This is a genomic window from Allobosea sp. 05T439 (assembly GCF_056396005.1).
This window is the reverse complement of record NZ_JBFTKP010000010.1, coordinates 1-26726: the sequence shown is the minus strand read 5'-3', so window position 1 is coordinate 26726 and position 26726 is coordinate 1. Positions and strand designations below refer to the sequence as shown.

At 65.5% G+C, this 26726-nt stretch carries 24 protein-coding genes; 13 read left to right on the top strand and 11 right to left on the bottom strand.

What is annotated here, in order from left to right; all coding sequences use genetic code 11:
- Positions 1-58: 58 nt before the first annotated feature.
- The gene (locus AC1DIO_RS13645; RefSeq protein WP_476853515.1) at positions 59-955 is read left to right on the top strand and encodes a LysR family transcriptional regulator; all 897 of its coding nucleotides are present in this window, start codon (positions 59-61) and stop codon (positions 953-955) included.
- Positions 956-1076: 121 nt separating this feature from the next.
- Here the strand turns inward: AC1DIO_RS13645 and AC1DIO_RS13640 are convergent, their stop codons facing one another.
- The 4 genes from AC1DIO_RS13640 to AC1DIO_RS13625 form a co-directional block, all read right to left on the bottom strand.
- Complete coding sequence (locus AC1DIO_RS13640; protein ID WP_441489029.1) at positions 1077-1334, bottom strand: exodeoxyribonuclease VII small subunit; 258 nt, start codon at positions 1332-1334, stop codon at positions 1077-1079.
- 61 nt (positions 1335-1395) lie between these two features.
- Positions 1396-1860, bottom strand: a complete 465-nt coding sequence (locus AC1DIO_RS13635) for an Lrp/AsnC family transcriptional regulator (RefSeq protein WP_441489030.1) — start codon at positions 1858-1860, stop codon at positions 1396-1398.
- A 123-nt stretch (positions 1861-1983) separates the two neighbouring features.
- Positions 1984-2973 carry an NUDIX hydrolase gene (locus AC1DIO_RS13630; RefSeq protein WP_441506542.1) on the bottom strand — a complete coding sequence of 330 codons (990 nt, stop codon included), beginning with the start codon at positions 2971-2973 and terminating at the stop codon, positions 1984-1986.
- A 34-nt stretch (positions 2974-3007) separates the two neighbouring features.
- Positions 3008-3520, bottom strand: coding sequence for a tyrosine phosphatase family protein (locus tag AC1DIO_RS13625; protein WP_441489229.1), 513 nt, complete (start codon positions 3518-3520; stop codon positions 3008-3010).
- Between the two features lie 121 nt (positions 3521-3641).
- Between AC1DIO_RS13625 and AC1DIO_RS13620 the strand changes: the two genes are divergently transcribed.
- Positions 3642-4202, top strand: a complete 561-nt coding sequence (locus AC1DIO_RS13620; protein WP_476853514.1) for a thioesterase family protein — start codon at positions 3642-3644, stop codon at positions 4200-4202.
- 18 nt (positions 4203-4220) lie between these two features.
- On the opposite strand, the gene AC1DIO_RS13615 is transcribed toward AC1DIO_RS13620, so the two are convergent.
- A complete protein-coding gene (locus AC1DIO_RS13615) occupies positions 4221-7784 on the bottom strand; it encodes a hybrid sensor histidine kinase/response regulator (RefSeq protein ID WP_476853513.1) in 3564 nt (1187 codons plus the stop codon).
- 328 nt (positions 7785-8112) lie between these two features.
- Here AC1DIO_RS13615 and mscL point away from each other — a divergent pair, with 328 nt between their 5' ends.
- From mscL to AC1DIO_RS13600, 3 genes are all read left to right on the top strand, one after another.
- Entirely contained in the window at positions 8113-8532 is a 420-nt protein-coding gene (gene mscL / locus AC1DIO_RS13610) for a large conductance mechanosensitive channel protein MscL (RefSeq protein ID WP_441489033.1), read from the top strand.
- A gap of 121 nt (positions 8533-8653) precedes the next feature.
- A complete protein-coding gene (locus AC1DIO_RS13605) occupies positions 8654-9844 on the top strand; it encodes a pyridoxal phosphate-dependent aminotransferase (protein ID WP_476853512.1) in 1191 nt (396 codons plus the stop codon).
- A gap of 119 nt (positions 9845-9963) precedes the next feature.
- A complete protein-coding gene (locus tag AC1DIO_RS13600) occupies positions 9964-11028 on the top strand; it encodes an AbrB family transcriptional regulator (protein ID WP_441489035.1) in 1065 nt (354 codons plus the stop codon).
- 7 nt (positions 11029-11035) lie between these two features.
- Here AC1DIO_RS13600 and AC1DIO_RS13595 read toward each other — a convergent pair whose 3' ends face one another.
- The gene (locus AC1DIO_RS13595) at positions 11036-11971 is read right to left on the bottom strand and encodes an SMP-30/gluconolactonase/LRE family protein (protein WP_476853511.1); all 936 of its coding nucleotides are present in this window, start codon (positions 11969-11971) and stop codon (positions 11036-11038) included.
- 100 nt (positions 11972-12071) lie between these two features.
- The gene (locus AC1DIO_RS13590) at positions 12072-12977 is read right to left on the bottom strand and encodes a LysR family transcriptional regulator (protein ID WP_441506546.1); all 906 of its coding nucleotides are present in this window, start codon (positions 12975-12977) and stop codon (positions 12072-12074) included.
- A gap of 136 nt (positions 12978-13113) precedes the next feature.
- Here AC1DIO_RS13590 and AC1DIO_RS13585 point away from each other — a divergent pair, with 136 nt between their 5' ends.
- The 8 genes from AC1DIO_RS13585 (at position 13114) to AC1DIO_RS13550 (ending at position 22383) form a co-directional block, all read left to right on the top strand.
- Entirely contained in the window at positions 13114-14550 is a 1437-nt protein-coding gene (locus AC1DIO_RS13585; RefSeq protein WP_441489038.1) for an FAD-linked oxidase C-terminal domain-containing protein, read from the top strand.
- Positions 14547-15734, top strand: coding sequence for a glycolate oxidase subunit GlcE (gene glcE, locus AC1DIO_RS13580; RefSeq protein WP_476853510.1), 1188 nt, complete (start codon positions 14547-14549; stop codon positions 15732-15734). Before AC1DIO_RS13585 ends, glcE begins: the two co-directional genes overlap by 4 nt.
- A 92-nt stretch (positions 15735-15826) precedes the next feature.
- On the top strand, positions 15827-16381 hold the full coding sequence (locus tag AC1DIO_RS13575) for a DUF2585 domain-containing protein (RefSeq protein ID WP_441489231.1): 555 nt from the start codon (positions 15827-15829) through the stop codon (positions 16379-16381).
- A gap of 3 nt (positions 16382-16384) precedes the next feature.
- Complete coding sequence (gene glcF / locus AC1DIO_RS13570; protein ID WP_476853509.1) at positions 16385-17773, top strand: glycolate oxidase subunit GlcF; 1389 nt, start codon at positions 16385-16387, stop codon at positions 17771-17773.
- Between the two features lie 119 nt (positions 17774-17892).
- The gene (hisS, locus tag AC1DIO_RS13565) at positions 17893-19416 is read left to right on the top strand and encodes a histidine--tRNA ligase (RefSeq protein WP_476853508.1); all 1524 of its coding nucleotides are present in this window, start codon (positions 17893-17895) and stop codon (positions 19414-19416) included.
- Between the two features lie 205 nt (positions 19417-19621).
- Positions 19622-20734 carry an ATP phosphoribosyltransferase regulatory subunit gene (locus AC1DIO_RS13560; protein ID WP_476853507.1) on the top strand — a complete coding sequence of 371 codons (1113 nt, stop codon included), beginning with the start codon at positions 19622-19624 and terminating at the stop codon, positions 20732-20734.
- Complete coding sequence (gene hisG, locus AC1DIO_RS13555) at positions 20731-21705, top strand: ATP phosphoribosyltransferase (protein ID WP_476823345.1); 975 nt, start codon at positions 20731-20733, stop codon at positions 21703-21705. Before AC1DIO_RS13560 ends, hisG begins: the two co-directional genes overlap by 4 nt.
- Before the next feature lie 195 nt (positions 21706-21900).
- Positions 21901-22383: an META domain-containing protein gene (locus AC1DIO_RS13550; protein WP_441489044.1), complete on the top strand. Its 483-nt coding sequence runs from the start codon at positions 21901-21903 to the stop codon at positions 22381-22383.
- 105 nt (positions 22384-22488) lie between these two features.
- On the opposite strand, the gene AC1DIO_RS13545 is transcribed toward AC1DIO_RS13550, so the two are convergent.
- The 4 genes from AC1DIO_RS13545 to AC1DIO_RS13530 all read right to left on the bottom strand — a co-directional run.
- Positions 22489-24588, bottom strand: coding sequence for an ABC transporter ATP-binding protein/permease (locus tag AC1DIO_RS13545; protein WP_476853506.1), 2100 nt, complete (start codon positions 24586-24588; stop codon positions 22489-22491).
- A 130-nt stretch (positions 24589-24718) separates the two neighbouring features.
- Positions 24719-25105 (bottom strand): DoxX family protein, encoded by a 387-nt coding sequence (locus AC1DIO_RS13540; RefSeq protein ID WP_476853505.1) that lies wholly within the window; start codon positions 25103-25105, stop codon positions 24719-24721.
- A gap of 183 nt (positions 25106-25288) precedes the next feature.
- Positions 25289-26203, bottom strand: a complete 915-nt coding sequence (gene phnD, locus AC1DIO_RS13535) for a phosphate/phosphite/phosphonate ABC transporter substrate-binding protein (protein ID WP_476853504.1) — start codon at positions 26201-26203, stop codon at positions 25289-25291.
- A gap of 187 nt (positions 26204-26390) precedes the next feature.
- The coding region (locus AC1DIO_RS13530; protein ID WP_476853503.1) for a TCP-1/cpn60 chaperonin family protein at positions 26391-26726 on the bottom strand (336 nt) is incomplete at its 5' end.

The following is a 26726-nucleotide window of genomic DNA, read 5'->3' as shown; positions in this document are numbered from 1 at the left end:
ATGCGGGTGCCAACAAAATTACTCCAATGGATGATCGATATATCGTATTATCCATTTCATGAATTTAAGATCGACCGATCTCAACCTCCTTGTCGTCCTCGATGCGCTTCTGGACGAAGCCCATGTTTCGCGCGCCGCTGAGCGGGTTGGACTGTCCCAGCCGGCAGCATCCAGCGCGCTCGATCGCTGCCGGCATCTCTTCAATGACAGGCTCCTGGAGCGCGGCGGCGGGCAGATGCGGCCGACCGCAAGGGCGCAATCGCTCCAGCAGCCGATCAAGGATCTGCTGGCTCAGATGACAGCCTTGCTCGATCCGCCGCAGCCCGATCTCGCCACCTTGCAGCAGATTGTCCGGGTGGTGACGGCGGAGCTGCCGCCCGCCCTGCTGGCCGGAGGTTTGTATAGTGAGCTCGCGCGCACGGCCCCTGGCATCACACTGGCGCTCATGCCCTGGCGCGGTGCGCCGGAGGCGCTTGACGGCCTGGCGCGAGGCCATGCTGATCTTGCCGTCTCGGTCATCCCCAGCGTCGAGAAGGATTTTACCCGCAAGGAATTGCTGCGCGAGCGTTACGTCGTGGCGATGCGGAAGGAGCACCCGGCGGCGCTAGCCTTCGATCTGGATCGCTGGCTCGCCTATCCGCATGTTCTGGTTTCGGGCCGCGGCGAAACCTTCGGCGCGCTTGACGAAGCGCTCTCGGTCCTCGGCAGGAAGCGCCATGTCGGCATGGTCGTGCCGAGCTTCCTGATCGTTCCGCCGCTGCTGCTCGATTCCAACCTGATCGCGCTGCTGCCGAGCCGGACGCTCCCTCGGGATAGCGGCGAGCACTATGCGGTGCGGGAGCCGCCGATTCCGGTGCCGGGTTTTCCGCTCCATGTCGCCTGGCACAGGCGCAGTGACCGCGATCCGGCAGTGCAGCATGTGGCGGGGCTGATCGAGGCGCTGCTCTCCGCCTAAATCATCGGACCGGATATCGTATCCAGTTCGATGATCTAACCCTTTGTCTTTGCATCGGCTTTGCCCCGAAAACCGCAATCCACTTTTCGGGCCGATGCTTTAGCCCGCGGGCCGCGCCGGCTTACTTGTCGACGTCCAGCGGCGTCGTGCCGGCCGGTTTGCCGTCGGCGCCGAGCGTGATCTTTTCGATACGGGCCTCGGCCTGCTTCAGCAGGGCGTCGCAGCGTGCCTTGAGCGCTTCGCCGCGGGTGTAGATGTCGATCGATTCCTCGAGTGGCACGTCGCCGCGCTCGAGCCGGGCAACGATGCTCTCGAGCTGCTTCAGCGCCTCTTCGAAGGGCAGGGCGGCGATATCGGAATTGGTTTTGGCGTCGGTCAAGATCGGCGATTCCCGTTGGGCCACTCTTATCGGCTCTGGCCCTGTTCGCTGCAACCCTGCATCAGACCGGCAATGCGGAGGTCTTCTTGATCGTGCGCAGCGTCAGCGTCGATTGCACACGCGTGACGCCCGGCAGCTGGGTAATGATGTCGGTGTGGATGCGCTCGAAATCAGCGCTGTCGCGATAGATGACCCGCATCAGATAGTCATGCGCGCCAGCCAGCAGATGGCATTCCAGGATTTCGGGCAGATTCTGCACCGCCTGCTCGAACCCTTCAAGCGAGGCACGCCCCTGCTGGTCCAGCGTAACGAAGACGAAGGCCGTGCCGGGGAAGCCGGCGATCTTGTCGTCGAGCATCATCGCATAGCCGCGGATCAGCCCGCTTTCTTCCAATTGCCGGACGCGGCGCAGACAGGCGGACGGGGAGAGGTGAACCCTTTCGGCGAGGTCCGAATTGGTGATCCGCCCATCGGTCTGCAGGATGCGCAGAATGGTCCGGTCGCGGGAATCGAGTTCGATCGTCATGGCTTTGGCCCCTCTTGAGGGCGATGCATTGTCGCAAATTTCGTAAGAAGCAAGCAATTTTCTGCTCAGTTTCTCGGCTGTCGCGCTGATATGCACGACAACTCCCTTCGCATCCGCACAAAACTACCGCTCTCCTCCGAGGTTGCGCCCGCCGACGCGCAGGCCCGGAGCCGGCCTCTCGGCAATGACTTCTCGGCGATAGCGGAAKAGCGCGGCGGGGCGCCCGGCAGTGCGGGTCATCGTGCCAGTCGGCTCCACCAGCGCTGCGCTTTCGACCAGCCGCCGAAAGTTCTGCTTGTGCAGGTGCCGGCCCGAGATCGCCTCGACCGTGTTCTGCAGCGCGGTCAGGGTGAAGGCGTCCGGCATCAGTTCGAACACGACCGGACGGTATTTGAGCTTGGCGCGCAGTCGGCCGATCGCGGTCGCAAGGATGCGGCGATGGTCGAAGCGCATCGGCCGGCCCAGCAGGGGACTGGGGGAACGCGGCAGTGCATCGGGGCGCCGGTCGCGTAGCGCCTCATAGGCGAGCCCGGCATCGTAGAGCAGTTCGTAGCGCTCGAGCGTCTTCTCCTCGTCCCAGGGCACGCCACCGAGCCCGAAGCAACTTGCGATGCGCTGTTGGCGCGACAGGGCGCGCCGCTCCTGCTCCGCGCGTTCGGCCGCCTTGTCCTGCGCCCAGTCGTCGAGCTGCGGCAGGATGGTCGAGTCGAGGACCGCCGGGCGGCCGGCGCGCCAGTCCTCCCAGGGAAAGAAGCCATACCAGGGCTGGAATGCGACCTGCTCAGGCAGGGATGGCGCACGGGTCAGCGCGAGATAACCGACCGAGACGACATGGGGGCCGGTATCGCGGATCTCCGCCTGCCGCCCGCGATCCCCGAACGTGTAGAGCTGTTCGACATAGCCGAGCGACAGCGCGGTCTGGTCCGCAACCCAGGAGCGCAGGCCGATCTCGAAGGTGCGATGCGCCAGTGGGTCGAACGGGCCGTAGGGGAGGCCCGGCGTGGCGTCTCCGTCGTGACCCTGCGCCGTCAGGATATGCGGCTGGTTGCCGGTGAAGGCGACGATCGCTGCCGCGAGGCCGATCTCGATGGCGGGGGCTGTGACTTTGGGCATGTCACCACCACGATGCAGCAAGGCCGGCGCCGCCTCAATCGAGATCGATGCGGAACGGAGTGCCTTCGAACGCGTCCGCACCCCGGCCGATGCTCTCGATTGCGGTGGTCATGCGACCGGAGCGTCCGAGGATCTGGTCTGCGATCGAGACGAGCCGGGCGTTGGGCGTGGCCGAGGCAGATGCGCTGCGCAGCGCAAGCGCAATCTCCGCCTCGTCACGCTGGGGCCGCAGGGCGCAGGTCGCGATGTAGGCCGCCGCGGTCGAGCGGCTGATGCCCGCCCAGCAGTGAAACACGATCGGCGCGGCGCGGTCCCAGTCGCGGATGAAGCTCAGGAAGCGCTGGACATGGTCCTCGTCGGGCAGGACATGCCCGTCCAGCGGCGCCGTGATGTCCGACATGCCGATGAAGAGATGCCGCTCGGGCAGAATGCCGGCCGGGCGTTCCACGACCGTGTTGACGTTGATCAAGGTCACGACATGGCTGGCACCGACCGATGCGACCGTCTCGTGAAGCCGGGCGAGGGACGAAACATGGAGTGTCGGCATGGCGAGTTCCGCTGCAGGACGTGCGAAAGAGTGGCGCGAGTCGGTGACGATGATATGGCCAATCGTCGCGACATCGGGAACGGGGCGCGCCGTCTGACGGCGACACTCCACAGGAGCCTGCATGAACCTCTGGCTGCGCCTGCTCTGGCTTCTTGTCACCACGCTCTTCCGATCCAGGCTGAAGCCACCTTTCGACATGTCGGTCCTGCCGTTCCGCGTCTGGTTTCACGATCTCGACACCAGCCTGCACATGAACAATGGCCGCTACTGGAGTCTCATGGATCTCGGGCGGACCGACCTGATGCTGCGTACCGGGCTCTGGCGCACGGTGCTGCGGGAGGGCTGGGTGCCGGTGGTCAATGCCGGGATGATTCGTTTCAGGCGTGAATTGCGCCTGTTCCGCCCCTTCGCGCTGGAGACGCGGATCCTGTGCTGGACCGAGAACTGGCTGGTGATGCAGCATCGCATTCTCAGCCGGGGGCGCGACGGCACGGAGATCGTCGCTGCCGTGGCGCTGGTGCGGGCTGCCCTCTACGATCGTGCGACCAGGAGATACGTGCCGGTGACCCGCATTCTCGCCGATATCGGAATCAGCGCCGAGAGCCCGCCGCAGAGCGCCGAGGTCGCGGCCTTTCTCGCCTCGGAGGAGGCGATGCGCCAGGCCGGCGGCGCCGAGCGCTGAGTGGGGCAGGTCTCCCTGCTATTCAGCGGCGAGACGCATCGCGCGCCATTGCGCAAGCAGGGCGCGGAGTGCTCCGGGCTTCAGCGGCTTGTTGAGGATATGCACGTCGAAGGCCGCAGCGGCCTCCCGCACTTGAGGCGAGCGATCGGCCGTCAGCAGGATCGCGGGAACGCGCCTGGCGGAACGATCGCGCAAGGCTGCGATTGCGCTCAGCCCGTCGCCATGGTCGAGATGGTAGTCGGCGATGATCACGTCCGGCATGCCGTGGGCCTGAAGCTGCGCAAGCGCTTCGTCCAGCCCGGGCGCTGTCGCGACCGCACAGCCCCATCCTTCGAGCAGGCGCTTCATGCCATCGAGGATCGTGGGTTCGTTGTCAATCGCCAGGAGCTTGAGACCGGCCAATTGCCCCGCAGGCGTCGGGGGCGGGGTGCTGCTGGTCGCCATGGCCGGGAGCGGCGCCGTTCGCGGCACCATCACCGAGAACCGCGTCCCGCGCCCTGGCGTGGAGGTCAGCGTGAGCTTGTGGTCGAGCGTGCGGGAGATGCGTTCGACGATTGAAAGCCCGAGCCCGAGGCCACGGGCGACCCTGGCCCCTTGATCGAGCCGCTGGAACTCGCGAAACACCGTCTTCTGCTTGCTGGCAGGAATTCCGAGGCCGGTATCGAGCACCTCGATCGAAACCTGATTGCCGCGGCGGCGGCAGCCGACCAGGACCTTGCCGTTCGGCGTGTATTTGATCGCGTTCGATATCAGGTTCTGCAGCAGCCGGCGCAGCAGGCGCCGGTCCGAGCGCAGGGCGACGGAACTGGGCGAAAACACCAGTTGCAGGCCTCGTTCCTGAGCGCTGGGCTCAAATTCGCGCTGGAGTTGGCGCATCAGTTCGTCGAGCCTGAAACTGGTCAGTTCCGGCTTGAGTGCGCCTCCGTCGAGACGCGAGATCTCCAGCAGTGCCGTCAGGATTTCCTCGACCGCGTCCAGCGACGCATCGATATTCTCGGCGAGTTCGGGGCTGGTGGCGATCMGGTCACGCTCGACCAGTGCCGTCGCATAGAGCCTCGCGGCATTGAGGGGTTGCAGCAGGTCGTGGCTGGCGGCGGCCAAGAAGCGCGTCTTGGACGCATTCGCCTCCTCGGCTTCGGCCTTGGCGCGCTGAAGCTCGGCGTTGACGTGGAGAATTTCCTCGGTGCGTTCGGCGACGCGTCGCTCGAGACTTTCATTGGTCCGCTCGAGCTCTTCATGCGCGGCGACGGTCTCGGTGATGTCGGTATAGGTCGTCACCAGGCCGCCATCGGGAAGCGGATTGGAGCGGATCTCGATGACMTTGGTCGAGGGAAAGAGCTTGAGCCGGACTGGCTCGCGGTCATTGACAAAGCTCTCGAGCCGCGCGGCCATCAACTCATCCTGCTCGCCATCGCCATAGGCGCCGCGGGCAGCATTGAAACGGACGATCTCGTCGAGCCCGGTGCCGAACCGCACCAGCGACTGCGGCAGGTCATAGAGCTCTATGAAGGCCTGGTTCCAGGCGAGCAGCCGCAGGTCTCGGTCGAGCACGGTAATGCCCTGGCCGGCATGGTCGAGCCCGTGCTGCAGAATGTCGCGATTATATTGCAGGGCTGCCGAAGCATCATCGAGCAGCTTGAAGGCGGCTTCCGTCGACAGGTTCCGGCGGCGCAGCAGCAGGGAGAGCACAAGCCGTGAGGATGCCGCGCCGATGGCCGACGAGAGCAGATGCTCGCCGAAGCGCAGCATGTGGATGTCGGCCTCGCGATTGCTGCTGCTGGCAACCTCGCCACGCCCGATGGAGAAGCCCTCGAATGCGCGCTGCGTCCGCTCCTGGCCGAGATAGCGACCGATGGTCGATTGCAGCTCGGCCTCCGTGACGCTGGACCGCCAGAGCGAGAAGGACTGGGCCATCGTTGCGCGATCGGAGGTGACGAAGGAGTTGGCCTGCAGGCGCTCCATGGCATTGGCCGGTCGCAGCAGGGAGAAGCCGACATAACAGAGAAGGTTGAGGCCGAGGCTCCACAACACGCCGTGCGGCAGGGCCGGCAGATCGAGGCCGAGCAGGGCTTCCGGCCGCAATGACGTGATGCCCAGCGGCCCCTTGGCCACGATCTCGCTCCAGACGCTGGTGGGGTATGCGAGGCTGGGGACCAGCAGCGTGTAGGCCCAGGTCAGCGTGCCCGCCGTCAAGCCTGCGACGGCGCCGAGCGCGGTGCCGCGCCGCCAGAGCAATCCGCCGAAGAATGCCGGTGCGATCTGTGCGGTTGCCGCAAAGGACAGGAGCCCGATCGAGACCAGCGCCGCTTCACCTGCCGCCCGGTAATAGGCGTAGCCCATCAGGATCACGGCGAGGATGGCGAAGCGCCGGATGATCACGACCTGCGAACCGAGGTCGCCGCCGGTCGGGCCGGAACGCAGCGATCTCGGGATGGCCCGGTCCGGGTCGCTCAGCAGGCCTCGGCCGCGCACCAGCAGTGGCATGACGAGATGGTTTGAGATCATGATGGCGAGCGCGACCGAGGCGACGATCACCATCGCGGTCGCGGCGGAGAGCCCGCCGATGAAGACGAACAGCGCGAGCCAGCCTGCACCCCGCTCCAGCGGCAGCAGCAGCACGGTCATGTCGCGATCGATGCCGCTTCCCGGCATCAGCAATTCGCCCGCCGCCGCCAGCGGCAGCACGAAGAGATTGATCAGGACGAGATAGAGGGGAAACATCCAGGCGGCGCGGCGGACGTCGCCCGGGTCCCGGTTCTCGACGATCGTCATGTGGAATTGCCGCGCCAGCAGCAGCGCGGCGAAGGACGAGAGCAGCGTCAGCGTCAGGAAGGTCGGCCAGCTCGAGGTCCGCTCCCAGATCGGAGGCGCCCCGTCCGGCATCTTCGCCGCCCGGGCGAGGAGGTCTCCGAAGCCATCGAACAGGCCATAGGCGACGAAGATCCCGAGCGCGAGAAACGCCACGAGCTTGACCAGCGACTCGGCCGCAATCGCCAGCACCAGCCCGTCCTGGTGCTCGGTTGCATCGATATGGCGTGTGCCGAAGGCACAGGCGAAGCCGGCGAGCACCATGGCGACGAGGAAGGCGAGGTCGCTGAGGACCGGGACATCCGGCGTCAGCGCCTGGCCACCCGTTGCGGTCAGGAACACCGAGAGCGAATTCGCGACGGCCTTGAGCTGCAAGGCGATGTAGGGCAGTGCGCCGATCACGGCGACGAGACAGACGAGCGCGGCCACCCGCTCGCTCTTGCCGTAGCGCGCGCCGACGAAATCCGCGATCGAGGTGATGTTCTGCGACTTGGCGATCTCGACGATGCGCGTGACGAAGCGATAGCCGAAGCCGATGACCAGGATCGGCCCGACATAGATGCCGAGGAAATCGAAACCGGCGCGATTGGCGAAGCCGACGGAGCCGTAGAAGGTCCAGGAGGTGCAGTAGACGCCAAGCGCCAGCGCATAGATCGTCGTGCGCGCCGGCCCGCCCATCAGCTTGCGGCCGAAGGTATCGGCAGCGTGCGCGATGGCGAACAGCACGCAGAGATAGCCGAGCGCGACCAGAACGACGGACCAGGCCGGGATCATCTTGCCTCCATGCCAGAGCGGCAGCAGCGCAGCCTAGTGCATGTGCGCGCCCAGCGCGATGCGGCTTTCGGCCGAGGCACCGCCTAAGCTGTTGATCTCGCGAGGCCTTGGACCGGAGATTTCCCGCTGGGCGCGGGCTGCTATTGCCCAGCCGTTGCGCTGCGGCAGCGTGCTATCGTCCGTTCAACCCCGGCCAAGACTGTGCACCGACGAAAGGTCGGCGCCCTGACGGGCTTCTAACCGCTGCAACTCTCAATTAGCCTGCGACATCCGTGCACGCCGTCCGGTAGGCGTGAAGCCGATCATCCCGAGGTGAAGGGGCAGGGCAATGCTGAAGGAATTCAAAGAATTTGCAATGAAGGGCAACGTCATGGACCTCGCCATCGGCGTGGTCATCGGCGCGGCCTTTGGCAGGATCGTCGACTCTCTCGTCAGCGACATCATCATGCCGATCTTCGGCGCGCTGGGCGGTCTCGATTTCTCCAATTACTTCTTCGGCCTCAATAGCGCGGTCACCAGCCCGATCCTGTCCGAGGCCAGGAAGCAGGGCGCCGTGTTCGCCTATGGCAGCTTCGTCACTGCAGCCATCAATTTCCTGATCATCGCCGTTGCCTTGTTCCTGGTCGTGAAGGGCATCAACCGGGTGAAGCGGGACCAGAAGGCAGCTCCGGCCGAGCCGCCGGCCCCGCCGCAGGACGTCGTGCTGCTCGGCGAAATCCGCGATCTGCTGAAGCAGAAGAACGCCTGATTTCGCTCACCGCTCGCGGGCAATTCATCACCGCGAGCGATCAACCCGATCTCGCGATTTCATGCCTCCCGCTCGCCGCTTCGGCTAAAGGTGAGGCATTGAACTTGCGAGGTCGAAGCCGATGACGACGAGCACGCTGCCGGGCGCCAGCCTGATTGCCGAGTTGAGGCCAGAGGCCCGTAATGCACCCGAAAGCGGCATCGTCGAGGTGGTCAATCACGGCCGGCTGAAGCCTGGCCTGATCCCGCTCTGGGTCGGCGAGGGCGATCTCTCGACGCCCGATTTCATCGTCCGTGCCGCCAACAAGTCGTTGGCTGATGGCGAGACCTTCTACACCTGGCAGCGCGGTATTCCGGAGCTGCGCGAGGCGCTCGCGCGTTACCACACGGCGCTCTACGGTCAGCCGCTTTCCGCCGACCGCTTCTTCGTCACGGGCTCGGGCATGCAGTCCGTTCAGATCGCCGTCAGGATGATTGCCGGACCTGGCGATGAACTCTTGATTCCGACGCCGGCCTGGCCCAATTTCGCTGCGGCCATCGGCGTGGCGGGAGCCAAGGCCGTCTGCGTGCCGATGGATCTGGAGCACGGCCGCTTCACGCTCGATCTCGACAAGCTCGCCGCGGCGATCACGCCGAAGACGCGCGCGCTCGTCATCAACTCCCCGGCGAACCCGACCGGCTGGACCGCGACCAAGGACGAGATGGCTGCGCTGCTTGCCCTGGCTCGCAAGCACGGTATCTGGATCATCGCCGACGAGATCTATGGCCGCTTCGTCTATGGCGGGGCGCCGCGCGCAACCTCCTTCCACGACGTGATGGAGGCGGAGGATCGCGTCCTGTTCGTCCAGACCTTCTCGAAGAACTGGGCCATGACGGGTTGGCGCATCGGCTGGATCGAGGTGCCGGCCGCCTTCGGCCAGGTGGTCGAGAACCTGATCCAGTATTCGACCTCGGGATCGCCGGTCTTCGTCCAGCGCGCCGCGATCGCCGCTCTCACCGAGGGCGAGCCCTTCGTCGCCGAGCAGATCGCGCGTGCGACCGAAGGCCGGAAGATCATCTTCGAAGGCCTGAAGGCGACGAACCGGGTTTCGCTGACCGCGCCGGATGGCGCCTTCTACCAGTTCTTCAGTGTCGACGGCCGCGAGGATTCGCGCGCGCTGGCGATCGAACTGGTCGATGAGGCCAATGTCGGCCTGGCGCCGGGCACCGCTTTCGGCCCCGGAGGCGAGACGGGCCTGCGGCTTTGCTTCGCGCGCAAATCCTCTGACCTCGTCGAGGCGGTGGCGCGGCTGCAAAGGGCGTTGACGTCATAGGCCCCGCTGGGCGCAGCCCAGCCTTGCGCGGCGATAGCATCTCCTTGTTTGACCGGATTGCGCGCCGCGTTCATTGATCGGCCCTGCGTCGTGTCTCCTCGGCGCTTGCTCCGAGTGACATGACCGGCCCGGCTTACATCCCCTACAGGCTCAAGACATTGTCGCGTGAAGCGGCCGTGATTGCCTGCGCCGCCCTCGGCGGCGCCATTTTCGCGCTGTTCGACGTGCCGGCCGCCTGGCTCTCGGGTTCGATGCTGATCGTCTCGATCGTCGGCGTCGCCAAGCGCCTGCCCGATCTGCGAAAGCCCTGGTTCGATGCGACCATGCTGATGTCGGGGGTGCTGATCGGCTCCTCCGCGACGCCCGAGGCGCTTGCGGCAACGGCGCGCTATCCCGGTTCGCTGGCGGTCCTGTTCGTCGCGCTCGCGGCCATCATGCTCACCACCGGCGCCTATCTGCGTTACGTCGCGCGCTGGTCCTGGATTGATTCCCTGCTGGCCGCCGCGCCTGGCGCGCTGTCGGCGGTCATCGCCGTTGCCCATGCCAAGGGGGCCAATCTTGGCCGCATCGCGGTGATCCAGCTCTTCCGCATCCTTGTCCTGGTCGCGATCCTGCCCAGTCTGATGCGGGCCTTGAGCGATGGCAGCGTCGGTCAGATGCCGGCGGTGATCGTCGCCAGCGCACCGGATATGGCGCTGGTTCTTGGTGTGGCCCTGGTCACCGGGCTCGTCTTCGAGCGCATCGGCGTCACCGCGCCCTTCATCCTGGGCGCAACCATGGCCAGTGCCGTGCTGCATGGCACCGGCGTGGTCCATGGCACGCTCCCGCCCGAGATCGCGACCGTGGTGATGGTCATGCTGGGCGCGGCGATGGGCGGGCGCGTCTCCAACCTCAAGCGCGGCGAAATCGCCGGGCTGTTCCCGCTCGCCATTGGCGGCTTCTTCGTCTCGATGGTGGTCGCCTTCGCCTTCGCCTGGCCGGCCGCCTGGCTTGCGGGCGTGCCCTATGCCAGCGCAATGGCCGCTTTTGCGCCGGGAGGGCTGGAGGCGATGGCGATGCTTGCCTTCGCCATGGGGCTCGATCCGCTCTATGTCGGCGCGCACCATCTTGCGCGCTTCATGCTGCTCGGCCTCGCCATGCCGTTGCTGGTGGTCCGGATGAAGTCGGAGCCGCCGCAGAGTTGAGCGCGGTTCAGCGCTTCGGCCAGGTCGCCCCGTTGGCGTGGGTCATCACTGAGTAGAGTGATGTCGTGCCGCAGATGAAAAGGCGGTTCAGCTTCGCGCCGCCCCAGCAGACATTGGCGACGATTTCGGGAATCAGCACCTTGCCGATCAAGGTGCCGTCGGGGTGATAGACATGCACGCCGTCCGCCGCGCTGGTCCAGATGCGGCCGGTGGCATCGAGCCGGAAGCCGTCGAACAGGCCGGCCGAGCAGGTTGCGAAGATCTCCGAGCGGCCCAGCGACGCGCCGTCCCCCGTCACGGCGCATTTCCGGATATGGCGCGGCCCATCCGGGTCATGGCTCGCCCCCGTATCGGCGATATAGAGCTCGCTCTCGTCCAGCGAGAAGGCGAGGCCGTTCGGCTTGACGAAGTCGTCGGCGACGATCGAGAGCGCGCCGCTGACCGGATCGATGCGGTAGACGTTGCAATGGCCGATCTCGCCATCCGCCTTGTCGCCCTCATAGTCGCTGCCGATGCCGTAATCCGGGTCGGTGAACCAGATCGAGCCGTCGGATTTCACCACGACGTCATTGGGGGAGTTCAGCCGCTTGCCCTGCCAGTTGTTAGCAAGCACGGTAATCGAGCCGTCATGTTCCGTCCGGGTCACCTGCCGCCCGCCATGCTCGCAGGTGACGAGCCGGCCCTGCGGATCCACCGTATTGCCGTTCGAGTTCCGTGCCGGCTGGCGGAAGATGCCGACCTGGCCGTTCACCTCGTCATAGCGCAGCATGCGATTGTTCGGGATGTCGGACCAGACCAGGCTGCGATGGGCTGGAAACCAGGCTGGCCCCTCGGACCAGCGGGCTCCGGTCCACAGCCTCTCGACCCGCGCCGAGCCCGGCACGACCCGGTGGAAGCGCGGGTCCAGAACCTCGACGCCGGTGCCTTCGATCAAGCCGAACATGAGCGGGTTTCTCCAGTGATGTGTCGAAGATCGAGCAAGCCACGTGTCCGGGCAATCCGGCGCCGCGCAGATGCCCTATGACGGGCGGGCGGGAGCCGTCTCATAGATCAAGCCCCGCATCCCAGTACGGCGTCGCGCCATAGAGCTCCGCGAGATAATCGACGAAGACGCGCACCTTCTGCTCCATGTGCCGGCGGCTGGGATAGACCGCGTAGACGGCGACACGCTTGCCGACCGAGTAATCCGGCAGGACCCTGACGAGCTGCCCGGTCTTCAGTTCCGGCCCGACATCCCAGGTCGAGCGCAATGCGATGCCGACGCCGGCGAGCAGCGCCTCGCGCACGACCTCGCTGGAATTGGTCCGAAGCGGCCCGTTGACGCGCACGCCGACCGGACCGGACGGTCCGTCCAGCCGCCACTGGTCGGCATTATGGGCAATCAGCGTGTGGTGAGAGAGCTCCTCGATGCTGGCCGGTATTCCGCGAGTGGCGACATAGTCCGGCGCGGCACAGAGCACGCGATGATTGGGCGCGAGCCGCTTGGCGACGAGGCTCGAATCCTGAAGGTCGGCGATCCGCACCGCGAGGTCGAACCCCTCCGCGATGATGTCGACGAAGGAATCGCTCAGGATCAGGTCGACGGTCACCATCGGGTTGGCGTCGAGAAAGGGCTTCAGATGCGGCGCGATATGCAACCGGCCGAAGGAGGTGGGAGCGGAGACGCGCAAGGTCCCGCGCGCTTGGCCCGCGCCGCTTGCGACCCAGGCCTCGGCATCCTCGATCGAGGACAGGATCGAGACCACGCGCTCATAGAAGCCCTGTCCCGCTTCGGTCAGCGATAACTGCCGCGTGGTGCGCTGCAGCAGCCGCACGCCAAGGCGCTCCTCGAGCCGGCGGATGCGCTTCGAGATCACCGCCGGCGAGAGTTTCAATTCGCGCCCCGCCGCGGACATGCTCTTGGCCGTCACCACATGCGCGAAGACATCCAGATCGCCGAACCGGTCCATGCTCGCCCACCTTTTCCATTTTGGAAATAATCATGGCTTTTGGTCGCGCTGCAAGCGGGTTCGAATTGGTCTAACCTGTTTGTATGAAACCGGGTGTGGGTGATATCGCGAGAGCTGACATCCGGAGGAGGAGACCATGAGCGCCATTGCCTTTCCCGCGCCGCGCGCGGACATCCTGGCGCGCCGCGATGCGATCATCGCCGGGCTTGCCGGACTGGTGGCGCCCGAGGCCCTGATCACCTCCGATGACGAGCGCAGGCCCTATGAGACCGATGCGCTCACCGCCTATCGCCGCATGCCGCTGGCGGTCGTGCTGCCCTCGACGACGCAGGAGGTCGCGGCGGTGCTGCGCTATTGCGGCGAGCAGGGCGTTCCCGTCGTCCCGCGGGGCGCTGGCACCTCGCTCGCCGGTGGCGCGATCCCGCAGGAGGATGCCGTCGTCATCGGTGTCTCGAAGATGAATCGCATCCTCGAGATCGACTATGCCAACCGCGCCGCCAGGGTGCAGGCCGGCGTCACCAATCTCGCCGTCACCGGGGCTGTGATGTCCGAGGGCTTTTTCTATGCGCCCGACCCGTCCTCCCAGCTTGCCTGCTCGATCGGCGGCAATATCGGCATGAATTCCGGCGGCGCGCATTGCCTGAAATACGGCGTCACCACCAACAATGTGCTGGGCGTGACCCTGGTGATGCTCGATGGCTCGATCGTCGAGATCGGGGGCGCCCATCTCGATGCCCCGGGTCTCGACCTGCTCGGCCTGATCGTCGGTTCCGAAGGCCAGCTCGGCATCGTCACCGAAGCGACGGTGCGGATCCTGCGCTCGGCCGAGGGCGCGCGCCCGGTGCTGTTCGGCTTCCCGAGCAGCGAGCAGGCAGGGGCCGCGGTGGCCGCCATCATCGGCGCCGGCATCATCCCCGTCGCGATGGAGTTCATGGACAAGCCGGCGATCGAGATCTGCGAAGCCTTCGCCAAGGCCGGCTACCCGATGGATGTCGAGGCGCTGCTGATCATCGAGGTCGAGGGCTCGGACGCGGAAATGGACGCCCAGCTTGCGCGCATCGTTGCGATCGCGCGCGAGCATGGCGTCAAGACGGTCAAGGAAAGCAAGTCGGCGATGGAGACCGCCGCGATCTGGAAGGGCCGCAAATCGGCCTTCGGTGCGACGGGCCGGATCGCCGATTACATCTGCATGGACGGTACGATCCCGACCGGGCAACTGCCGTTTGTGCTGCAGCGCATGGCAGAGATCGTCAAAGGCTATGGACTGCGCGTCGCCAATGTCTTCCATGCGGGCGACGGCAATCTCCACCCGCTGATCCTCTATAACTGCAACGACCCCGTCGAGGCGCGCAAAGCCGAGGATGCCGGAAACGACATCCTCAAGCTCTGCGTCGAGGTGGGCGGTTGCCTCACCGGCGAACACGGCGTCGGCATCGAGAAGCGCGATCTGATGCGCGTGCAGTTCAACGAAGCCGATCTCAACCAGCAGATGCGGGTGCGGGCGGTCTTCGACAGCGAGTGGCTGCTGAATCCGGCCAAGGTCTTTCCGCTTGATGGCAGGGTCGCCGCGTGACCATTCACACCCCCACCACGGAAGCCCAGGCCTGCGCCGTCGTTGCCTCCGTCGCTGCCAACGGCACGCCGGTCACCATTCGCGGCGGCGGTACGCGGACCGGCTTGGGGCGCCCGACCCAGGTCGTGAGCACCATCTCCAGCGCTGGTCTGACCGGCATCACGCTCTACGAGCCGTCCGAGATGGTGATTGGCGCCAGGGCCGGCACGCCTCTGGCGGAGATCCAGAGGACGCTGGCCGACCGCGGCCAGATGCTGCCCTTCGAGCCGATGGATCATCGCGCATTGCTGGGCACGGAGGGCGAGCCGACAATCGGTGCCGTCGCAGCCGGAAATATCTCCGGTCCGCGCCGGATCAACGCTGGTGCAGCCCGCGACTCGCTGATCGGCATCCGGCTGATCAACGGCCGGGGCGAGGCGATCAAGTCCGGCGGCCGGGTCATGAAGAACGTCACCGGGCTCGATCTGGTCAAGCTGGTGAGCGGTGCCCACGGCACGCTTGGCTTCCTGACCGAAGTCACCTTCCGCGTATTGCCGGCGCCGGAATGCGTGGCCACGCTGGCCTGGCCCGGCCTTGCCGACGAGGCGGCGGTCGCTCTGCTTTCGGCCGCGCTCAGCTCGCCCTTCGAACCGATGGCGGCGGCGCATCTGCCGGCCGGCATCGGAGCCGACCAGGCCCGCACGCTGCTCAGGCTGGAGAATTTCGCGAGCTCGATCGCCTATCGCGCCGATGCGCTGGGCGAATTGCTGAGCCAGTACGGCAGGCCCGAACTGATCGAGGGGGCCGCCTCGCAGGAGCTGTGGCATTCCGTACGGGATGCGAGGTTCTTCGCCGGCAGCCATGAAGCCGTCTGGCGGCTCTCGCTTGCTCCGACGAGGGCCCCGCGTGCTACGGCGGCGATCATGCAAGCCTTGCCGCAAGCGCGCTGGTTCTATGACTGGGGCGGCGGCCTGGTCTGGCTCGCCGTGCCGCCTGACGAGGACGCTGGAGCCGCCGCGATCCGTGCTGCGATCAGGTCGCTTGGAGGTCACGCGACCCTGGTGCGCGCACCCCACGCGGTTCGCGCTGTTGTACCGGTCTTCGAACCACTGGCCGAGCCGCTGATGCGGGTCACGGCCGGAATCAAGAACAGCTTCGACCCGGCCGGAATCTTCGAGCCTGGCCGAATGTATGCGGGGATTTGATGGTGTTCGACCAGATAGCCGCCGCGCGTGAGATCCGCACTGAAGGGGGGCGCCGCCAAGCCTGGGCGCCGGGGCGGTTCAAGCCGGGCACGATCGCCCTCGTCGCGGCTCTGATGATTGCCGCAGCCGCCTTGATCCTGTTTGTCATGGGCCGCGAGCCGATCTGCAAATGCGGCTTTGTCAAGCCGTGGCACGGCGACGTCAATTCGTCGGAGAACTCCCAGCATATTGCCGACTGGTACACCTTCTCCCACATCATCCATGGCTTCCTCTTCTATGGCCTGTTCTGGTCGGTGCGCCGGCTGACCGGCCTGCCGATCTCGTTCGGGCAGGCGCTTCTTCTGGCGATCCTGATCGAGAACGCCTGGGAAATTGCCGAGAACAGCCCGGCGATCATCGATCGCTACCGGGAAATGACGATCTCGCTCGGCTATACCGGCGACAGCATCATCAATTCGGTCTCCGATATCGCGGCGATGATCGTMGGCTTCCTTCTCGCCCGTGTCCTGCCCGTCTGGCTCACCATTTCGCTTGCGCTCGGCATGGAGCTGGTGGTCGGCTACCTCATCCGTGACAACCTGACCCTGAATATCATCATGCTGATCTACCCCGCCGACTGGATCAAAATCTGGCAGGGAGGGGCCTGAGCGATGCAGACCAACTTCACGCCCGAACATCTGGCCTCCGATCCGCGCCTGCCGGCGTCGGAGAAGATCCTGCGCACCTGCGTGCATTGCGGGTTCTGCACGGCAACCTGCCCGACCTATCTGCTGCTGGGCGACGAACTCGATTCCCCGCGCGGGCGGATCTACCTGATCAAGGACATGCTGGAGAACGGCAAGCCGGCGACCGAGCAGGTGGTGAAGCATGTCGACCGCTGCCTCTCCTGCCTCTCCTGCATGACGACGTGCCCTTCCGGCGTGCATTACATGCACCTTGTCGATCATGCCCGGGCCCATATCGAGGAGACCTATCAGCGTTCCTGGCATGACGAGGCGTTGCGCCGAGTGCTCGCTGCGATCCTGCCCTATCCCGGTCGGTTCCGCGCCGCGATGCTGGCGGCGATGCTGGGCAAGCCGTTCGGGAGCCTTCTCGGCCTGCTGCCGCAGGTCGGCGGGCGGCTGAAGGCGATGCTGGCGCTGGCGCCTGCACGCCTGCCGGCGCGCTCGACCATGGAGGGGCCGCAGGTTTTCCCCGTCACGGCCGTGCGCCGCAAGCGCGTGGCGCTGCTTTCAGGCTGCGCCCAGCCGGTGCTCGACCCCGCCATCAACGAAGCGACGATCCGCCTTTTGACGCGCCATGGCGTCGAGGTCGTGCTGCCGAAGGGCGAGGGCTGCTGCGGCGCGCTCGTCCATCACATGGGGCGCGAACAGGACAGTCACGTCTTTGCCCGGCGCAACATCGACGCCTGGATGGCCGAGGTMGACGGCGAGGGGCTGGATGCCATCTTGATCACCGCCTCAGGCTGCGGCACCACGATCAAGGATTACGGCTTCATGTTCCGCAACGAGCCGGCCTATGCGGAGAAGGCGGCGACGATTTCGAGCCTCGCGAAGGATGTCACCGAGTTCCTCGAGACGCTCGAGCTGCGCCATGTCCGTGAGGTCGCGCTGCCGGTGACCTATCACTCGGCCTGCTCGATGCAGCACGGGCAGCAGCTCAAGGACGGGCCGAAGCGCCTTCTGAGCGGAGCCGGCTTCAAGGTGAAGGAGGTGCCGGAGGGCCATATCTGCTGCGGCTCGGCCGGTGTCTACAATATCCTCCAGCCCGAGATCGCGGGGCAGCTGCGCGAACGCAAGATCGGCCATATCGAGAAGACGAAGCCGCAGATCGTCGCCACCGGCAATATCGGCTGCATGACCCAGCTGGCGAAGGGTTTTGCCGACCGGGGCGCGACGACCCCGGTCGTCCATACCGCCGAGCTGCTCGACTGGGCCACCGGCGGGCCGCTGCCGGAGAAGCTGGCAAGGGCGGGGATCAAGGATGCTCCCCTCGGCGATCCGCGTCAGCAGAAGGACATGCTGTTMGCGGCCGAATAGGCGCTTCCCGCTCGGGGAGGGGCAAGCGTGCTTGCCCCCGTTGCCCGGTCAAGTTACCGAACGCGGGACCTTACCCTGCGGGCTGTTCCGCATCTCGTTCAAGAAGTGAAGCCTGAACCATGTCGAAACCCGACAAGCTGAAAGCCCGCCAGCCGCGTGGTTTCATCGACCGCGGTCCTGCCGATGTGGCGGCGACCGAGCGCATGTTGTCCGTCATTCGCGAGAGCTTTTCGCTTTATGGCTTCGACCCGGTCGAGACGCCCTTCGTCGAATACACCGATGCGCTCGGGAAATTCCTGCCGGACCAGGACCGGCCGAACGAGGGTGTCTTCTCCTTCCAGGACGATGACGAGCAGTGGCTCTCGCTGCGCTATGACCTGACGGCGCCGCTCGCGCGCTATGTCGCCGAGAATTTCGATGCGCTGCCAAAGCCCTATCGCAGCTATCGCGCCGGCTACGTCTTCCGCAACGAAAAGCCGGGGCCCGGGCGCTTCCGTCAGTTCATGCAGTTCGATGCCGATATCGTCGGTTCGGGCTCGGTCGCGGCCGATGCAGAGATCTGCATGCTCGCTGCCGACACGATGGAGCGCCTCGGCATCAAGCGCGGCGACTATGTCGTCAAGGTCAACAACCGAAAGGTGCTCGATGGCGTGATGGAGGCGATCGGGCTTGGCGGCGAGCAGAATGCCGGGCGCCGGCTGACCGTGCTGCGCGCGATCGACAAGCTCGACAAGTTCGGCCCCGACGGCGTGCGGCTGCTGCTGGGTGACGGGCGCAAGGACGAGAGCGGAGATTTTACGAAGGGTGCGGGGCTGGGCGCCGAACAGGCCACGCGCGTCCTGTCCATTCTTGATGCCAGGGCTGCGGACAATGCCGCGACCGCGCAGCGTCTCGCAGATGGCTTCGCGTCGACGCCCGTTGGCCATGAAGGGGCCGAGGAACTGCGCATGATGGCGGATCTGATCGCAGCGGCTGGCTATGCGGACCGCGTCGTCATCGATCCTTCCGTGGTGCGCGGCCTCGAATATTACACCGGCCCGGTCTACGAGGTGGAGCTGACCTTCCCGGTCACCAATGACGACGGCCAGGTCGTGCGCTTTGGCTCGGTCGCCGGCGGCGGACGTTATGACGGGCTGGTCGGCCGCTTCCGGCCGGAACCGGTGCCGGCGACGGGTTTCTCGGTCGGCGTCTCGCGGCTCTATTCGGCACTGAAGGCGGTGAAGTCGCCATTGGTCGACACGAAGAACGAACTGCCGCTCGTCGTCGTCACCGCCATGGACAACAAGACGCCCGAGCATATGCCGGCCTATCAGGCATTCGTGTCTCAGCTCCGCCAGGCCCGGGACGGGGACGGCAAGCCCTTGCTGCGTGCCGATCTCTATCTCGGCGGCTCCGGCTTCAACGCCCAGATGAAATATGCCGATAAGCGCGGCGCGGTCTGTGCGGTGATCCAGGGCTCCTCCGAGCGCGAGGCCGGCACGATCGTGATCAAGGACCTGATCCTCGGCGCGGAACTCGCCGCCGCCAGCCGCGACGTCAAGGATTCGGCCGAGCACAAAGCGAGGCAGGCCGAGGCCCAGTTCGCCGTGCCGGTGACCKAGCTGGTCGAGGGGGTGAAGCGGGTGCTGAAGCGACACGGCTGATTGAAAGTCATGCTCGCCCTTGTGGCGAGCATCCACGTCTTGAGCGTTCATCGTAGGCAAAGACGTGGATGGTCGGGACTAGCCCGACCATGACGGAAACCGTCGGCAACGAGTCGGTCGCCAAATCCCGCTAACCCAATTCCCTAAAAACCATCGAAAATCCATGACGCGGCTGCTAGGACAGCCGCGCAACAGGAAGCTGCCCTTGTCCGCCACACGCGCCAGCATCGACACCGTGATCGCGCTCCTCGCCGCTGAGGGCTATCAGCGCGCCGAGCCGGCGATTCTGCAGCCGGCCGATGTCTTTCTCGATCTCTCAGGCGAAGATATCCGCCGGCGCATCTTCATGACGCAGGACGCCGATGGCCGCGATTGGTGCCTTCGCCCGGAATATACGATTCCGGTGGCGCTGGATCACATCGCGGCGGGCGTGAGTGCGCCGATGGCCTATGCCTATGCCGGCCCGGTCTTCCGCATGCGCTCGCGTGAGCCGGGTGAATTCGCACAGGCCGGGCTCGAGTCCTTTGGCCGCGAGGATTTTGCCGCAGCCGATGCCGAGATCATGGCACTGACGATCGAGGCGGCGGCGGCGCTTGGCTTGACGCAGCCGCGTGTTCTGATGGGCGACGTCGCACTGCTCGGCGCATTGCTCGATGGTCTGGCCGTGCCGCAGGGGGCGCGCCGCCGGCTGATGCGCGCGGTCGTGCAGGGCAAGGCGGCCGAGGCGGTCGAGGCGCTCGATCCACCGGCAGCCACTGGCGAAACGGCTCATGCGGGACTGCTCAAGGCGCTGGAGGGGCAGGATCCCAAGGCGGCCAAGGCCTTTGTCGAGGATGTATTGTCGATCGCGGGGATCTCGACGGTCGGAGGCCGCTCCGCCGGCGATATCGCCGAACGCTTCCTGGCCCGTGCCGCTKAGCGCGAGAACCCGGTCAATGAGGATGTGAAGGCCGTGCTCGGCCAGGCACTTGCCGTCACGGGTGATCCCGATGCGGCGTCGGCCGCATTGCGGGCCCTTTCCGACCAGGCTTCGCTCGACCTGGGGCAGCAACTCGACGCCTTCGACGAGCGCACCGGCTTCCTTGCGGCGCGCGGTGTCGATGTCGGCCAGATCTCCTTCTCGACCGGCTTCGCCCGCAATCTCGATTATTACACCGGCTTCATCTTCGAGCTGCATGACCTGGGCCGCAGCGACGGCCGGCCCGTTGCCGGAGGTGGCCGCTACGACAACGTGCTCGGTCGCCTCGGTGCGCCTCAGCCGGCCCCGGCAGTCGGCGCCTCGCTTTGGCTCGACCGGCTGACGGGACAAACATCATGAGCGACGCTCCGCTGGTTCTCGCGGTCCCCTCCAAGGGGCGGCTCCAGGAAAACGCCACTGCCTTTTTTGGCCGTGCCGGACTGAAATTCGTGCAGTCGCGTGGCTCGCGCGACTATCGCGGCACGATCGCGGGATTGGATGGCGCGGAAGTCGCGTTCCTCTCGGCCTCGGAGATCGTCTCGCAACTGGCCTCCGGCGCGGCCCATCTCGGGATCACGGGCGAGGACCTCGTGCGCGAGCAGGTGGCCGATGCCGATGCCGCCGTCGAGATGCTGACGCCGCTCGGCTTCGGCCACGCCAATGTCGTGGTCGCCGTGCCGCAGGCCTGGATCGATGTCCGCTGCATGGCCGATCTCGACGATGTCGCGAGCCATATGCGCGCACGCCATGGCCGCAAACTGCGCGTCGCCACCAAATATGTGAACCTGACACGCCGCTTCTTCGCCGAGCACGGGCTTGGCGACTACCGCATCGTCGAAAGCCTGGGCGCGACGGAAGGGGCGCCAGCGGCCGGTTCCGCGGAAATCATCGTCGACATCACCACGACCGGCGCGACGCTGGCCGCCAACGCCCTGAAGATTCTGGACGATGGCGTCATGCTGGCCTCCGAGGCCAACCTCGTCGCCTCGGTGCGGGCGCCGTGGAGCCCGCGCGCACGTGCCGCCGCCAATGCCATTCTMTCGCGCATCGCGGCCGAGGAGGAGGGGCGTTCCGTCCGGGAGATCCGCGCGCGGCTCACCGATGCGAAGCCTGCGGCCATCGAGGAGATGGTGGTGCGACATGGCGCTCGGCTGCCCTTCGGTGCGCACGCCGAGAGCGGTATCCTGGCCATCCATTGCCCGGAGAAGGCGGTCTTCGCACTGGTCGACGATCTGGCCGGCTCCGGCGCTGACGAGATCACCGTCAACGCCCCAGCCTATGTCTTCCGCAAGGCCAATCCCCTGCTGGAGCGCCTGCTGGCGCGAATCTGAGCGACATCTGGCGCCGCCTTGGGCTGAAGCCGGCCCCATTTCCGACGCGATGCCGCGTGACGTTGCTGGCGCTGCCACTCGGCAAAGCAACGTTGTCGCAATGATCGCAGTTGATCCCAACGCGATACGGTTCTAGGCGTTTCCATGAGAGCGGGGCGTGGGCTATCGTCCCGGCCCCGCATAGGTAGAGAAATGATGAATCGACGCCTTGGCTACGCCGCTGTCTTCGCCCTGAGCCTCGCACCCCTGCTGATCGCGTCGCCGGCTTCCGCCCAGCGAAAGGCGATGTCGCCGCGTGATATGCAGAACCAGCCGGAGCAGGCGCCTGCAGCGCCGAAACAGGAAAAAACCTTCCCCCTGGGCGCCTCCTGGACGGCGATTTCGATGAACGGCAAGTCGATCGCCGATCGCAAGGCCACACTGCAGATCGACTCGAACCTGCGTGGCACCGGTTACAGCGGCTGCAACACGTTTTCCGCTGCGGCATACCCGCTGCGCCAGCAGGGGATCGCGGTCGGCCCCATGGCCATCACCAAGCGCTCCTGCGACAAGGGCGCTGCCGAATTCGAGCGGGCCTATCTGGTCGCCTTGCGCGGAGCTCGCAACTGGGACCTCGTCGAGGGCAGGCTGGTGATCAAGACCGCCTCGGGCGAGTTGCGCTTCGACCGCGGCATCTGACGACGGTCAGCCGCCGGCTTCAGTTCTCCTGACGATCCGCCTTTCCCGACACGAAGCGTGATGCGGGAAAGGCAGACGAGCGCCCGGCTACGGGCGCTCATTGACTCACGACTGAACGACTGGCTCACGAACCATCGCGCGGGGACTGTGCGTTCCATCCGCGTTCGGCTGCATGACGACGATTTCGTCGTGCATCTCCCGCAATGTCGAGCGATGCCCAATCGAGACAATCTTCGTCTGCGGCAGTGTCCGGTCGATGAGGTCGTAGATCTCTCCTTCCAGCTTCTCGTCGAGCGAGGCGGTGGCCTCGTCAAGGAAGAGCCAGTCGGGCTTGGCCAGCAAGGCGCGCGCGACGGCGAGGCGCTGCTGCTCACCGCCTGACAAGCGCTGTGCCCAGAGGTCGACATCGTCGAGCCGGTCGATCAGGTGGGCGAGCTTGACCTGGGTCATCGCCGTCGCGATGTCGGCATCGGTATAGGTGTCGTCGAGCGCCGGGTAGGACATGGCCGCGCGCAAGGTCCCCTGCGGCAGGTAGGGGCGCTGCGGCAGCAGCATGATCCGCGCACTGGCGGGAACCCCGACCTTGCCTTCCCCGAAGGGCCAGATGCCGGCTATGGCGCGGAACAGCGTCGATTTTCCCGATCCTGACGGTCCGATCACCAGTGTCGAGCGCGCAGTGCCGAGATCGAGCCCGTCGATCCGCACGATCGGCGTGCCGTTCGGCAGCGTCAGTGTCGCGCCGTCGATATGGACCTCGTTCCCGGGGAGTTCGGTCTGGTGGATGCCCTTCTCGCCGGCCGTGGCGGCTTGCGCCTGCCCGATCGCCGCCTCGAAAGTGGTCAGGCGGTTGATCGAGGCCAGATAGGAGGCGATGGCCTGATAGCTGTTGATGAAGAACGACATCGCCGTCTGGACACGATCGAAGGCCGAGGCAACCTGCGTCATGATGCCGAGCGTGATGATGCCCGTGAAGTAATGCGGTGCGAGCAGCACATAGGGCACGACCACATTCGCCTGATTATAGGACAGGGTGAAGCTGGTCAGCTTCACCCGGCTCCAGACCAGTCGATAGAAGTTCGAGACGATGTCGCCGAAGCGCTGGCTCAGATGCCGCTGTTCGGAGGCTTCGCCGCGCATCAGCGCGATCTGCTCGGAATATTCACGCAGACGCGCCAGCGAGAAGCGGAAGTTCGCCTCCCGGCGTTCCTGCTCGAATTCGAGCCCGATCAGGGGCTTGCCGATGAGATGCGTGATCCAGGTTGCCGCGATCGCGTAGATCAGCGCCATCCACAGCAGGAAGCCCGGGATGATGATCTCGGTGCCCGGAATGGTGATCGGAACGGGAATCGACCAGAGGATGATCGAGAACGAGACGAGTGTCGAAATCTGCGACAGCAGCGGCAGGGCGAAGTTGTAGGTCTGATTGACGAAGGCGCGGGTATCTTCCGCGATACGCTGGTCAGGGTTGTCGGCAGTGCCCGCCAGCGAGATCCGGTAATGAGTGGCGTTGCCGAGCCAGCTCTTGCTGTATTTTTMCGCCATCCAGCGCCGCCAGCGGATCAGCAGCGTGTAGTTGGCGAACATCTCGATCAGGTTCGAGACCACCGAGATGGCGGCCCAGACGCTGAAGACATAGATCAGCTGATACCAGAATGACGGCGCATCCTTCTCCTGGATCGCGTTGTAGAAATCGCGATTGAAGAAGCTGAGACGAAGCGAGATGCCGACCTGCGCTTGATTCAGGATTACCAGAAAGATCAGCAGGATGACGCCGAGGCGCCCGAGCTGGATCTGATAGGTGCCGAACGGCCAAAGGTACGCCGTCGTCGTCTCGGTCGAGGAAAAATAGGGCGATGCCAGGCGCGAGATGCGCTGGATCATCGGAATGAAGGAGATCGCATAGATCAGGATGCCGAAGACGGCGACTGTCGTGGCGAGGCTGGCAGGGGGAGCGATCGCGGCCCAATCGGCAGGCCAGTAGCCAAGCTGCGCGAGCACCGAGCCGGCCCCGAAGACGACGTACTCAACACCGAAAATCCCGGAAAAGATCTTCAGGAAGAAGCTGGTCTCGGTCGAGCGATAGGTGGCGAGTGCGAGCAGCACACCCACGGCGCCCATACCGAGCATGCCGCCGCTGCCGCTCTGCTGCCCCGCCACGAGCGCGATGGCGGCGAGAGCAGCGACAAAGAAACTCAAAAGACGCATCAGGTCTTCCTTACCGGGGAACTCGCGCCAGCGTCGGCGCATGCGGATAATATCTTCTAGCCGACCGGATCAGACAAAAAAGCCCKGCTCAAGGCCGGGCGTGTCGATTTCAGCGATTTGTGATGCGACGTCAGCCGCGATCGAGCGACAGCCGGCCGGGCCCCGCGGCGAACAGCACAATGAAGCCGCCGACGACGGAGAGGTTCTTCATGAAGAGGAGCTGCTGCATCGGCTGGGCCCAGTTCAGGTGGAACAGCAGCGTCGCAGCCAGCGTGAAACCGGCAAGGGCAAGTGCTGCAAGACGCGTCTTCCAGCCGAGAACGACCATCAGGCCGCCCAGAAGCTCGACCGCGATCACGAGAGGCAGCAGAATGGCGGGCACGCCAGCCGAGGCCATGTACTGCTGTGTACCGGCATAGCCGCTGATCTTGGAGTAGCCAGCGAGCACGAACATCAGGGCAAGCAGGATGCGGCCGACGAGCTTGGCGCCGTCGGCAAGGGCGGGCGAGTTCAGCATGGAGCAGACTTTCGCAAGAGAGTGCCACAGAGCGCGGCGGAATGCCGCAGCTTGCGGGAATAGGGCTTACAACCAAAGTCGATGCAAGAGCCGGTGCGGCCCGCGGAACCAATTCCCGGCTTCCATCGGCGACTTCATTGTTGAAAACGCCTGTCGTGCCGCGTTGCGGCGGCAGATCGCCGCTCAGCCTGCGGGCTTCTGCTTGCGCCGGGCTTCAAGCTCCTCCGTCACCGCGATGACATCGAGATAGTCCTCGTGCTTCGCCGGGGCGTAAGCGGAAACCTGACCGTCGGTGTAGACCTTCCAGACCTCGGGTGCCTCCGCCTTCATCGCCATCATCGCAGCGACGAAGGCATCCTTCAGTCCCTGGGGCAGGTTGGCCCGTGTCGAGAACGGGCTGGAGGGGATCAGGGGCGAGGTCCAGATCACGCGTGTMGCGCCTGCCGGAATCATGTTGCGCGCGGTGAGGCGCTGGACGACGCCGGAGGTCTCGTTGACCTGATAGGTCGCCACCCCGTCGAACTGGCCGCGCACCAGCGTCAGGACTGAGTTGTCGTGGCCGCCGGAGAAGACGGTGCCGCCGAAATGGTTCTGCGGATCAAAGCCCTGTTTGCGCAGGAAATAGGACGGGAAGGCGAAGCCCGACGTCGAGTTCGGATCGGCGAAGGCGAAGTTCTTGCCCTTCAGATCCGCAACCGACTTGTAGGGGCTGTCGGCACGAACGACGATGACCGAGTAATAGCCTTCCTGGCCGTTGTTATCGATGTCGCGGAACAGAGGCTGCAGCTTGTCGCCGAGGACACGCCGGCCGAGCGAGTAGACCGCGGGCCCGAAGCGGGCGAACTCGAGCTGGTCGGCCCGCAGTGCCTCGACGAGGCCGGCATAGTCGCTGACCCGATAGAGTTTCACGGGAACGCCGAGCTTGCCTGTGAGATAGTCGATCACTGGCTGGTTGCGGGCGATCGCGCCCGCCTCATGTTCTGCCGACGAGACGCCGAAGCGGATTTCCTTGATGCTCTGGCGCCAGTCGCTCTGGGCCAGCGCGGGAAGGCAGGTGAGGGCGCCAAGGCCGGCAATCATGGTGCGACGTGTGAGCATATCTGGCCCCTGAAAGTGAGCGTCATTTGCTCAGCGGGACGCGACGGCGCGATTACGGCGGGATGGCGGTTGCGTGACGCGTCGGGCCGCTGTCGCGCACCGAGGCCGAGCCAGGGGCTGGCAGACATGAAAAAGGCCCGGCTTGCGCCGGGCCTCCGTCGTATTCGCGAGAAGCGATGGACTTCGATCAGAAGTCCATGCCGCCCATGCCGCCGCCGCCCGGCATAGCCGGCATGGCGTCCTTCTTCGGCAGCTCGGCGATCATCGCCTCGGTGGTGATCAGCAGGCCGGCGACCGAAGCCGCGTCCTGGATCGCCGTGCGCACGACCTTGGTCGGGTCGATGATGCCGGCCTTGACCAGATCGCCGTACTCGCCGGTCTGGGCATTGTAGCCGTAGGCGTAGTCCTTCGACTCGAGCAGCTTGCCGACCACGACAGCGCCGTCATCGCCAGCGTTGTCGACGATCTGCTTGGCCGGGGCCATGATCGCCTTGCGGACGATCTCGACGCCGGTCTTCTGGTC